The organism is Bacteroides sp. OF03-11BH, from assembly GCF_003604005.1.
In the GTDB taxonomy this organism is placed as follows: domain Bacteria; phylum Bacteroidota; class Bacteroidia; order Bacteroidales; family Bacteroidaceae; genus Bacteroides; species Bacteroides ovatus.
In genome coordinates, this window is record NZ_QTMW01000024.1 from 46217 (window position 1) to 58100 (window position 11884).

Genomic DNA, 11884 nt, shown 5'->3' on the forward strand with positions numbered 1-11884 from the left:
AAAATGAAAAAGACATTGACCATAAATTTAGGAGGAATTGTCTATCATATAGATGACGATGCCTACCAACTGTTAGATAATTATCTGTCTAATTTGAAGCATTACTTTCGTAAACAGGAGGGTGCGGAAGAGATCGTAAACGATATTGAGATGCGTATTGCCGAACTGTTTGCAGAGAAAGTAACTGAAGGAAAACAGGTCATCACAGTTTCGGATGTAGAAGAAATTATCGCCCGTGTCGGCAAACCGGAAGACTTTGGAATTGCTGATGAGGATATGGACTCACAGAAAAGAACGGAACAAACATCGTCCGCTAATCAAGGCAGTACGCAAACCGCTGCTCAACGCCGCTGGTTTCGTGATCCGGATAATAAATTGTTGGGAGGCGTAGCGGCAGGATTGGCAGCTTACTTCGGTTGGGACATCACATTAGTGCGTATATTGATGATTATCCTTGTATTTGTACCTTATTGCCCGATGATTATACTTTATATTATCGGATGGATCGTTATTCCGGAAGCCCGTACTGCCGCGGAAAAATTGAGTATGCGTGGAGAAGCAGTGACCATTGAGAATATTGGCAAAACAGTGACAGACGGTTTCGAACGTGTAGCGGACGGAGTTAACAACTATATGAACTCCGGCAAACCTCGTACCTTTCTTCAAAAGATAGGCGATGTATTTGTTTCCATTGCTGCTGTTCTCTTTAAAATATTTCTGGTAGCTCTTGTCATTCTCTGCTGCCCTGTCTTGTTCGTACTGGCCGTTGTACTGGTAGCACTGGTGTTTGCAGCAATTGCCGTGGCAGTTAGCGGAGGAGCACTGCTTTACGAGATGCTGCCTGCCATCGACTGGATGCCGGTTGCTTCCGTATCTCCAATGATGACACTGCTAGGTACGATTGCCGGAGTTGCCCTCATCGGTATTCCATTAGGAGCTTTCTTGTATACTATCTTGCGGCAGTTATTCCATTGGTCGCCGATGGGAGCAGGCTTGAAATGGTCGCTATTGATTCTATGGATATTGGGTGCAGTCATAATGATTATTAATCTTTCAGCTCTTGGCTGGCAACTGCCTTTGTATGGCTTGCACTGCTCTTAACGAAGTCTCATTCTATATAAAAAAGGATAATATTTATTCTTTTATAAGTAAATGTACCCCGATAGTGTGTCCGGGGTACATTTTTTGTTTACTCTAATTCATCGTAAATCGAGAATTTATTAGTAAGTTTGTAAATACGTATTCAGGAAATAAAAATGGGTGAACATATATGTTTTAGGAGAAACGAACGTTTAGCGACAGTCAACCCTTATTGGAGAGGAAATCCGATGGTGCGCGGGCGTTTTTTTAATCGGCAGCATCGCTTCCGTCCGGGGATGGGGAGTGTACTGAAATGGCGTCTTTCGCCCAATCCCCAACGCAAAGAGAAGAAAACGGTGAAATGGGATCCAAAGGTTTGTTATCTCCGTTCATTGGATGCAGTGGTGGGAGATTCCCTGATATGGCTCGGACATAATTCTTTCTTTCTCCAGTTAGCAGGTAAACGAATCATGTTCGATCCTGTGTTCGGCAGTATTCCTTTTGTGAAGAGACAGAGCGAGTTTCCCGCTAATCCTGACATATTTACAGGGATTGATTATCTACTTGTCAGCCATGACCATTTCGATCATTTGGATAAACAGAGTATAGCCCGTTTACTGAAGAATAACCCGCAAATGAAACTCTTTTGCGGCTTGGGAACCGGTGAGCTGATTCAGGGATGGTTTCCCGAAATGAAAGTGATTGAAGCCGGATGGTATCAACAAATGGAAGATGAGGGATTGAAGATTACTTTTCTACCGGCACAACACTGGAGCAAACGTTCCGTACGTGATGGTGGCCAGCGACTGTGGGGAGCTTTCATGCTGCAAGGAAATGGAATTTCTCTTTATTATAGCGGTGATACAGGTTATTCCAGTCACTTCCGTGAGATTCCCGATCTGTTCGGAGCACCGGATTATGCTTTGTTAGGCATCGGGGCATACAAACCTCGCTGGTTTATGCGTCCCAATCATATATCGCCTTACGAATCATTGACTGCCGCCGAGGAAATGCATGCTGGTCTTACCATTCCCATGCATTATGGCACATTCGATTTGTCTGACGAGCCTTTGCATGATCCCCCGAAAGTCTTCGCAACAGAGGCTAAGAAACGGAAGATTCCGGTGAAGATTCCCTATTTGGGAGAGATTGTGAAATTGAATAAACAGAAATAATTAGATAAGTACCTGCCATGAATTAATCGTTATTTTTCTAGGTACGGATTTCACGGTTTTTAGTGTTGTTATTGTTGCAAAGTAACCGTGTTAATCTGTGTAATCCGTGCCTAAATTATTATATAAACTAATTATGAATACATATTTACGAATAAAGAGATGAAGAAATTAGAAGTAAAAGATTTGAAAGAAAACTTTTTCGAAGCGATCGGAAAAGAGTGGATGCTGGTTACAGCCGGAACAAAAGAGAAGTTTAACACGATGACAGCAAGTTGGGGTGGCATCGGCTGGTTGTGGAATAAACCGGTTGCTTTCGTTTTTATCCGTCCCGAACGGTATACATACGAGTTTGTAGAGAAGAACGATTACCTGACACTTTCTTTCTTAGGAGAAGAAAATAAGAAAATTCACGCTGTTTGTGGTTCCAAGTCGGGACGTAATATAGATAAAGTAAAAGAAACCGGATTGAAACCTGTATTTACAGAAAAAGGAAATGTCCTGTTCGAGCAGGCACGTTTGAGTCTGGAATGTAAGAAACTTTATGCTGACACTATCAAACCGGAATGTTTTCTGGATAAAGAATCAATAGAAAAGTGGTACGGTGGTGCTCATGGAGGTTTCCATAAGATGTATATTGTAGAAATTGAAAATATTTATTCGGAGTAAATTTAGCGAACTTTTTTATAATTTTAGCCGATTTTGATGAATGCAATGGAGAAGCCCCTGAACTCAAAAGATTGAGAACAGGGGCTTCTTTTAGTTTACTATGTTTATTCTACTATGTAATTAACGTAAAATTTTATTTAGACGGAGCTTTCTTCACCCATTTGTCCAACCATTCAAAGAATGTGCGCTGCCATAACACTCCATTCTGTGGCTTCAATACCCAGTGGTTTTCATCCGGATAAATCAGCAGCTCTGCAGGAACACCACGCATCACGGCAGCATCAAAAGCAGCCATAGCCTGATTAGCCAGGATACGGTAGTCTTTTTCTCCATGGATACAGAGAATAGGAGTATCCCATTTCTCTACGAATAGGTGAGGAGAGTTGGCAAACGTACGCTGTGCCACCGGATTCTGTTTTTCCCAGTATGCGCCTCCCATATCCCAGTTGGCAAACCATTTTTCTTCAGTTTCCAGATATTGCATTTCCATGTTGAAGATACCATCATGAGCAATGAACGCTTTGAACCGTTTGTCGTGATGTCCGGCCAACCAATATACGGAGAATCCTCCGAAGCTGGCACCTACGCATCCCAGACGATCTTTGTCCACATACGGCTCTTTTGCCATTTCATCGATAGCAGTGAAGTAATCCTTCATACACTGGCCACCGTAATCGCCGCTAATCTGTTCGTTCCATTCCACACCGAATCCCGGCAAACCGCGACGGTTCGGAGCAACGATGATATAATCATTAGCTGCCATAATCTGGAAGTTCCAGCGATAAGACCAGAACTGGCTTACCGGACTCTGCGGACCTCCTTCGCAGAACAGTAAAGTCGGATATTTCTTGTTCGGATCAAACTGTGGAGGATAAATCACCCATGTCAACATCTGTTTACCATCTGTTGTTTTCATCCAGCGACCTTCCACTTTACCCATTTCCAACTGGTCATAGATTTGTTTGTTCTCCTGTGTCAGTTGAGTGGTAGAACCATCCAGTGCCACAGAGTAAATCTCATCACCCATACTCATTGAATGACGTTTCGCAATCAGCTTATCTCCGAAAAGAGCTACCCCTTCGTAATCATACATTCCTGAAGTAATAGCCTTTACCGAATCATTTGCCAGGTCAAGCGCATAAATTTGTGATTCTCCATGCCATACACCTGTGAAATAGATCACTTTAGCATCTGCTCCCCAGACAAAAGCATCCACATTCGATTCGAATGCCTTACTCACAAAACGCTTCTCGCCAGTTTCCAGGTTCATGATGAACAGACGGTTCAGATCAGCTTCGTATCCGTCACGTTCCATGCTCTGCCAGGCAATATACTTGCCGTCCGGTGAGTATTGCGGGTTGGTATCATATCCTTTGTTCTCTTCAGTAATATTTTCTGTTTTCTTAGTATTCAAGTCATAGATATAAATATCAGAGTTGGTAGAAATCGCATATTCCAGTCCTGTCTTTTTACGGCAAGTGTAAGCCACTTTGTCCGAAGTCATATTCCAGGCAAGTTGCTCAATGCCACCCCAAGGCTTCATCGGACTTTCATACGGTTCGTCGTTCAGAATATCCACAATATTGGAAATGCCGTTACCATCAAAGTCGGCAACAAAAGGATGCGGAGCGGTTGTCACCCATTCATCCCAATGTTTGTACATCAGGTCGGTAACGATGATACCGGTAGCTTTCGGCAGGTCCGGATACTTATCAGCAGTGCTTTCTTTCGTCTTTACTTGTGAAATAAACAGCAGTTTTTTGCCATCCGGTGAGATGGAATATCCTTCAATATCTCCGTCGTAGTTGGTCAGCTGCTTGCGCCCGCTACCATCCGGATTCATTTCATAAAGCTGGCTGCTTCCGTTGTCATTACTTAAGAATGCCAGTTTGGTGCCTCCCTTAATCCAAGTCACCTCATTTTCCTGATACGTGGTATGAGTGATTTGTTGATTTTCGCTTCCATCTGCGTTCATTACGAAAACTTCGCGGTTACTCTTGTTTTCCGGTACGCTGTAATACGCTACCGTATACGCAATTTTCTTTCCGTCGGGCGATACGGCGAATCCGCCGATACGTCCCATAGCCCAAAGTGCTTCGGGAGTCATGCGCTTCCCTTCGATCTTAATATCCGATTCCTCGATAAGCACCTGATCTGTCTTGCCTGCGTCTTTGGTTCCTCCGCAGGCAGCTAACAACATTGCCGCCGACATCATAATTAAATTAGCTTGTCTCATATATTTTATAAAATGTTTATTTTCTTGCGAAGATAGTGAAAAAAGGATTTAAATCTTCTTTTTCTGCCAGTTTCCTTTCTTCATATACCAGTAGCAGAACATCAGCGTGAAAATACCATATACGCATTCCGTTGTCCAGGCAAATGCGACGTCCATCCGCAGGTACATGATGAAATATGCAGAGTATGTGACGTAGATAGCCAATACACAAAGTTCCATAGCCAGTGCAGTCCGCGTATTCCCTGTACCTGATACTGATTGGAAATAAACATTGGCAGGCACCAGCACCAGATAGGCAGAACACAATACCCATAGTGAAGGCACGGATGCTGCTCTCAAATCCGGCATATCTGTATAAATACGTAGGATCAGATCCGGAAATAGACAGAAGAATATCAGAATTGGCAATACAAATATATATCCAATGCGAATGTGCTGCCTGATAGTACCCCGTACACAATCCTGTTCACCTGCACCGATCAGATTGCTGACCAATGAACCACAGGTGGATGCAAATGCCATTGCAATCATAAACGGGATTCCCGACACGTTTCGGATAATGTTCGCGATTGCCAAAGAGCGCTCTCCCAAATGTTCCACAAATAGAAAGAACATAAACCAGGTAGACAAAGAAACAAAGTTCTGAATCATTGTCCACACAGAAACATTCAGTATTCGTTTCAGTGTTTTCCCTTGGAACTTAGGCAGTATATTCAATGCATACTTCCTGCAGTCAATCCGCTTCCAGGTATAGATGATAAAGAAAATCACCGATGCCATTTCAGCCAGCGAAGAGCCGATAGCAGCACCGGCAATTCCCAATTGCGGGAAACCGAATTTACCGAAAATCAGGATATAATTGAATACCACATTCGAAAGTACCATCACAATAGAGTTCAAAGTCAGCGTCTTGGTTTGTGTCGTACCTACAAAGAAGGCGCGGAACATGACCATGATAAAAGAGAAGAAGAACCCGTACACACGCCAGTGAATATAACTCTCGGCTGCATCGTAAATGTGAGGAGACGAAATGATATTCTTGAGGATATATGGTGAGAATACGATGGAGAACGTGAATAAAATCACTGCCATGGCAAGCAGGAAATATATGCCCTGATAAAAAATGGGTCCGATTTCCTTGTAGTTTCCTTCTCCATTGCGACGCGCAATTAATATCTGGGCACCGATGCTGAAACCGAATGCCATCATGAAAATGGCAAGGTAATATACACCTGCAATGGCGGAAGCACCTAATTCGATTTCTCCGACACGTCCCAGAAAAGCAGTGTCCGTCATACCAATCATCTGTTCCATAATCAGACTGATTAGGATAGGGTAGGAGATTGTCCAGATTTGTTTATAAGAATATTTAGTTTTCATCTTATTTTATTTTTTAGAGAAAGAAAGCCGGGCAACCAAAATAGGATGTCCGGCTTTCTTAGAATATGATTCAGGAATTACTCCTTATTTTTTATTCTGTCTTTGCTGCTGCAATTGCTCTTGTTGCTTTTGCATCGCCTCCAGGCGAGCAGCAAATCCGGTCTTTTTCATTTGTTTCGGGTCTTTCTTTTTCGCTTCAAGAATAGCCAACAATTTAGTTTCGTCAGTCGTTCTACGAAGCAGAATCATAGTACCCACACTAATCAGCGTTGACACGAAGTAGTAATAGTTCAAACCTGACGGATAATCGTTCAAGACGAACAAGAACATAATCGGCATCAGATACATCATCCATTTCATAGCCGCCATTTGTGGCTGCGCTCCGGTATCCTGCATAGACATTGTGTACTTTGTGTTCAAGATGTTTGTCAACGTCATCAGCAAGCAGAACAAGCTAAGGTGATTGCCAAGGAACGGGATATGGAACGGGAATGTGATGATAGCGTCATAAGTAGAAAGGTCGTCCGCCCACAAGAAACTCTGTTGACGCAGTTCGATAGCACTCGGCACGAACATAAACAAAGCCATCAGGATAGGGAACTGCAATAACATCGGCAGACAGCCACCCATCGGACTTACCCCGTATTGGCTGTAAAGGCTCATCACCTCCTGCTGTTTCTTCATTGCATCTTCCTGCTTGGGATATTTCTTGTTGATTTCATCAATTTTCGGTTTCAATACACGCATCTTGGCAGAAGACATGTACGTTTTCCAGGTAGCCGGATAAACCAGCACTTTCACCATAATAGTCAGAATCAACAGAACGATACCCATGCTCAATCCCCAGCCGGACAACCAGTCGAATACGTTGATCGTGATAAACTGGTTAATCCAGCGAATCAGCGGCCAACCCAGGTAAACCAGTCGGTGAAGCTCCCATTTCTCGTCACGTCCTTTATCCAGCGCTTTCAGCGTCTTGAAGTGGTTCGGACCGAAGTAGAAGTACATCTCTGTCGGTTCCTTGCCTGACGGATCAAAGAAAGTATTCATTTCGGCAGAATAATCTTTGATATATCCGCTTCCCTGTTGTTCCATTCTTGACTTAACGGAAACCTTGTCGAAATCCTGTTCAGCGATAAATACAGACGAGAAGAACTGATTCTTGAAAGCTACCCAATCAATGCGTCCCGGCAAATCCTGACTGTCATCTTTGGCAGCAGACAAGTTGTCTACATTGTCACCTGTTACTTTATAAGTCAGTTCCGACAGACGATTCTCATAAGTGAATCCTTTTTCCAGTTGGCGGGCACGTTGTGACCAGTCGATGTCCACATACTTGGTGCTTGCCAACTTGTTTTCCATGCCTGTCGCTTTGATTTCAAAGTTCATCAGGTAGCTATCCGGTTTCAGCGTATAGATGAAATCGATATAGCTTGCGCTATCCGCAGCCAGACGCATTGTAACACTACTGTCCGTCTTGTTCACAGCTTCAAAGAAATAATCTTTGGTCTGGATGGCTCCTGCCTTGTTGTAGAAGTTGAAGTTCATCGAAGCATCGTCACCGTCGAACAGCATGACCGGCGTCTTTTTGTCCTGTGCCATATAATCTTTCAGCATGGCTGAATAGACACGTCCGCCTTTGGTTGTGAAAGTGATTTCCGCTACATTATTCTGGATGCTGATTTTAGAGTCGGTTCCATGCAAGGCATTGAAAAACAAAGCAGAAGAATCGGCAGCCGATGCCACCTCTTTTTGACTGTTAGCCAGTGCAGCTTCCGTTTTAGCCTTCAACGCTTCCTCCTGCTGCTGTACCACGGCAATAGAATCGTAGTATTTTTTTTGCGCAGCTATCTGTTCCTCGCTTGGACGGCTCAAAAAACTGAATCCTACCAATAATATACCTATCAGAACGAGACCTGTGATGGTGTTTTTATCCATTCTTATTTTAATTACAAATTATATAAATTACAAACTACCGGTTGTTTACCACGTATCGTTAGCCATTCACCGTTGCTTTTTCGTTTTCGATGGCAGCTTTCACAAATGCAACGAACAACGGATGAGGGTTCAGTACCGTACTGCCATATTCCGGATGGAACTGTGTACCGACAAACCATTTCAAAGTCGGGATTTCAACGATTTCTACCAGATCCGATTCCGGGTTGATACCTACACATTTCATGCCGGCAGCTTCATATCGGTCTTTATAATCATTGTTGAACTCATAGCGATGGCGGTGACGTTCCTGAATATGTTCCTGTCCGTAAGCCTGATATGCTTTCGAACCTTTCTGCAATACACATTCGTAAGCACCCAGACGCATCGTACCACCCATATTGGTGATTGCTTTCTGCTCTTCCATGATATCAATCACGTTGTGCGGAGTCTTTTCATCCATTTCACGTGAGTTGGCATCTGCGTATCCTAGTACGTTGCGTGCAAACTCAATAGCAATACATTGCATACCCAGACAAATACCGAAAGTCGGAATGTCATGTGTACGTGTATATTTGATAGCGACAAACTTGCCGTCGATACCCCGTTGACCGAATCCCGGACCAATCATTACGCCCGCCATACCTTTCAAAGCTTCAGCTACATTCTCATCTGTCAGTTTCTCGCTGTTTACGAAATGAACTTCCACTTTGCGGTCATTGTAAGTACCCGCTTGCGATAAAGCTTCACGGATAGATTTGTAAGCATCCTGCAAATCGTATTTTCCAACCAGTGCAATATTGATCGGTTCTTTAGTCTCTGCAGCGTGACGACGTTCCAGGAATTTACGCCATGGGCCGAGTCCCGGAGTTTCTCCTACCGGCAGTCCCATCTTTTCGAGGATAGTGCTGTCCAGCCCTTGCGCTTGCATCAGGATAGGTACTTCGTAGATTGTTTCCGCGTCAATAGACTGCACGACGGCTTTATCGTCTACATTACAGAATTGTGCCACTTTCTTACGCAGTCCGTCACTTAGCGGATGCTCGGCACGCAGTACCAGTACATCCGGCTGAATACCCACACTTTGGAGTTCCTTTACAGAATGTTGCGTCGGTTTTGTTTTCAATTCTCCGGCAGCAGCAAGATAAGGAACATAGGTCAAGTGTACGCAAAGAGCGTTCTTACCGAGTTCCCATTTCAACTGACGGATACTTTCGAGGTAGGGGAGTGATTCGATGTCACCTACCGTACCACCGATTTCAGTAATCACAAAATCAAACTTGTATTTATTACCAAGCAGTTTTACATTCCGTTTGATCTCGTCTGTGATGTGAGGAATCACCTGGATCGTTTTACCCAGATAATCTCCACGACGTTCCTTGTCAATGACGCTCTTGTAGATACGTCCCGTAGTAATGTTGTTCGCCTTTGTCGTTTGTATACCCAGGAATCGCTCATAGTGTCCCAAGTCGAGATCGGCTTCGTGTCCGTCTACGGTTACATAGCACTCTCCGTGCTCATAAGGATTCAATGTTCCCGGGTCGATGTTGATATACGGGTCAAACTTCTGGATGGTTACATTATAACCTCTTGCTTGCAGCAACTTACCGATGGATGATGAGATGATCCCTTTTCCTAAAGAAGAGGCAACACCACCGGTGACGAAAATATACTTTGTTTCTCCCACAGCTATAACTGTTTTAATAATTGTTTACTTAGTAGTATTCTTACGAACTTAAAAACCGCAAAATTATAAAAAAAAGAGGAAGATTACAGTCTTTCGTCTCCACAATTTTATTAAAAAATGCAATTTTAAAAGAATCCTATGATTTCTGAACAAAATAATGTAGCTTTGCACCCTAAACCATAGACAAATATGATGAGAATTACTACTTTATGTTCAGCGTTTATCCTGTCAATCTTATCGTTATCGCTTTTTGCGCAGGAACCTGTCGAATCCGCTTCACTTCCGACTGACTCTCTGCAGCCTGCTCCTGAAGTGATTAAACCAGCCAAAACGGTTAAATCTTCAACAGTTGTGGCAAAAGCCAGAGTTGTGAAAGCAGATACGCTTTCGGCGGAGCTTCAGAAATATTTGATGCTCAAACTGAATATGTCGGGGCCGACTCCGAAACTGGATACCGTTTCTTATTTATATAATAAGTATGTCGCGCAATTAGATTATTTGAACGACCTGTCTGTGCCGCCACGTTATATTCCGTCTGATCCCGATTATTTTCGTCTGTTCACACCATTGGCATATTATTATGCTCCGATGGCACAATATTCGAAATTGGAATGGAAGCCTATGCAATGGGACACCACTCCTCAACTGACAGCGGAACTTCTGCCTTATGATACCCTGGCATTTACCAAAACCCAGCGTGCCGAGAAAATAGTGAACAGTGCATTGATGGATCTTTATTTGGAACGTCCGAACTTGGTTGTCACTACAGAAGACCGCATCATGAGTCGTGATGTATTCCGTCACGATGTGAAGCCGAAAATATCTCCCAAAGCAAACGTTATTCATCTGTTTCAACCGGAAAACATGGATGATAATGTAGGAAAGGCCAATATGAAGATTAGCAGGCCTAACTGGTGGGTGACCGGAGGTAACGGATCGTTGCAGATCAGTCAGAACCACCTTTCGGATAACTGGTATAAGGGAGGTGAAAGTAACTTCTCCGGATTAGCGACTTTTCAGATTTTTGCCAACTATAATGATAATGAAAAAGTCCTGTTTGAGAATCAACTGGAAGCTAAAGTGGGTATGACTTCCACGCCGTCAGATGAATATCATAAATATCTTTTTAATACCGACCAATTCCGCTTATATAATAAATTAGGTTTGAGAGCTTTCAAGAATTGGTACTATACCATTTCTTCCGAGTTTAAAACACAGTTCTTCAACGGATATAAAGCTAACAGCGAAGAATTAGTTTCCGCTTTCATGTCTCCGGCAGATTTGGCGGTCAGTGTCGGTATGGACTATAAATTGAGCAAGAAGAAATTTAATCTTTCAGTCTTTATGGCACCGTTGACTTACAACTTGCGTTATATCGGTAGCTCTGAAGTAGACGAAACTAAGTTTGGCTTAGACAAAGGAAAATGCTCTAAAAATGACTTTGGTTCCCAGTTACAATCTACATTGAACTGGACCATCATTTCTGCAGTAACTTTAGAGTCTCGTCTCAATTATCTGACCAACTATCATTGGGCACGTGTAGAATGGGAAAATACATTCAACTTCGTATTGAACCGTTATCTTTCTACTAAGCTCTATATACATACCCGTTTTGACGACAGCTCGAAACCGACTGAAGGAGACAGCTTCTTCCAGTTGAAAGAATTGCTTAGCTTCGGTATCAATTATAAGTGGTAAGTAAATCAAAGAAATAGAAATCAGGCG

The 11884-nt window shown here is 43.1% G+C and carries 8 protein-coding genes; 4 read left to right on the forward strand and 4 right to left on the reverse strand.

What is annotated here, in order from left to right; all coding sequences use genetic code 11:
* Nucleotides 1–3 precede the first annotated feature (3 nt).
* The 3 genes from DXA54_RS17335 to DXA54_RS17345 all read left to right on the forward strand — a co-directional run bounded on the left by DXA54_RS17335 (nt 4) and on the right by DXA54_RS17345 (nt 2921).
* Complete coding sequence (locus DXA54_RS17335) at nt 4–1101, forward strand: PspC domain-containing protein (protein WP_120080175.1); 1098 nt, start codon at nt 4–6, stop codon at nt 1099–1101.
* Nucleotides 1102–1256: 155 nt separating this feature from the next.
* The gene (locus tag DXA54_RS17340) at nt 1257–2255 is read left to right on the forward strand and encodes an MBL fold metallo-hydrolase (RefSeq protein WP_004309258.1); all 999 of its coding nucleotides are present in this window, start codon (nt 1257–1259) and stop codon (nt 2253–2255) included.
* 159 nt (nt 2256–2414) lie between these two features.
* Nucleotides 2415–2921 (forward strand): flavin reductase family protein, encoded by a 507-nt coding sequence (locus tag DXA54_RS17345; RefSeq protein WP_004299977.1) that lies wholly within the window; start codon nt 2415–2417, stop codon nt 2919–2921.
* A gap of 133 nt (nt 2922–3054) precedes the next feature.
* Here the strand turns inward: DXA54_RS17345 and DXA54_RS17350 are convergent, their stop codons facing one another.
* The 4 genes from DXA54_RS17350 to DXA54_RS17365 form a co-directional block, all read right to left on the reverse strand.
* A complete protein-coding gene (locus DXA54_RS17350) occupies nt 3055–5157 on the reverse strand; it encodes an alpha/beta hydrolase family protein (RefSeq protein ID WP_120080177.1) in 2103 nt (700 codons plus the stop codon).
* Between the two features lie 48 nt (nt 5158–5205).
* Nucleotides 5206–6537, reverse strand: coding sequence for a multidrug efflux MATE transporter BexA (bexA, locus tag DXA54_RS17355; RefSeq protein WP_120080179.1), 1332 nt, complete (start codon nt 6535–6537; stop codon nt 5206–5208).
* An 84-nt stretch (nt 6538–6621) separates the two neighbouring features.
* Entirely contained in the window at nt 6622–8475 is a 1854-nt protein-coding gene (yidC, locus tag DXA54_RS17360) for a membrane protein insertase YidC (RefSeq protein ID WP_120080181.1), read from the reverse strand.
* Between the two features lie 58 nt (nt 8476–8533).
* A complete protein-coding gene (locus DXA54_RS17365; RefSeq protein ID WP_004299973.1) occupies nt 8534–10159 on the reverse strand; it encodes a CTP synthase in 1626 nt (541 codons plus the stop codon).
* A gap of 189 nt (nt 10160–10348) precedes the next feature.
* On the opposite strand from DXA54_RS17365, the gene DXA54_RS17370 reads away from it, so the two are divergent.
* Nucleotides 10349–11857, forward strand: coding sequence for a DUF3078 domain-containing protein (locus DXA54_RS17370; RefSeq protein ID WP_120080183.1), 1509 nt, complete (start codon nt 10349–10351; stop codon nt 11855–11857).
* The last annotated feature ends 27 nt before the right edge of the window (nt 11858–11884 follow it).

Excerpts from the sequence above, each read along its gene's own strand:
- DXA54_RS17335 (WP_120080175.1), top strand. The coding sequence starts at position 4 with ATGAAAAAGACATTGACCATAAATTTAGGAGGAATTGTCTATCATATA.
- DXA54_RS17340 (WP_004309258.1), top strand. The coding sequence starts at position 1,257 with ATGGGTGAACATATATGTTTTAGGAGAAACGAACGTTTAGCGACAGTC.
- DXA54_RS17345 (WP_004299977.1), top strand. The coding sequence starts at position 2,415 with ATGAAGAAATTAGAAGTAAAAGATTTGAAAGAAAACTTTTTCGAAGCG.
- DXA54_RS17350 (WP_120080177.1), bottom strand. The coding sequence starts at position 5,157 with ATGAGACAAGCTAATTTAATTATGATGTCGGCGGCAATGTTGTTAGCT.
- bexA (WP_120080179.1), bottom strand. The coding sequence starts at position 6,537 with ATGAAAACTAAATATTCTTATAAACAAATCTGGACAATCTCCTACCCT.
- yidC (WP_120080181.1), bottom strand. The coding sequence starts at position 8,475 with ATGGATAAAAACACCATCACAGGTCTCGTTCTGATAGGTATATTATTG.
- DXA54_RS17370 (WP_120080183.1), top strand. The coding sequence starts at position 10,349 with ATGATGAGAATTACTACTTTATGTTCAGCGTTTATCCTGTCAATCTTA.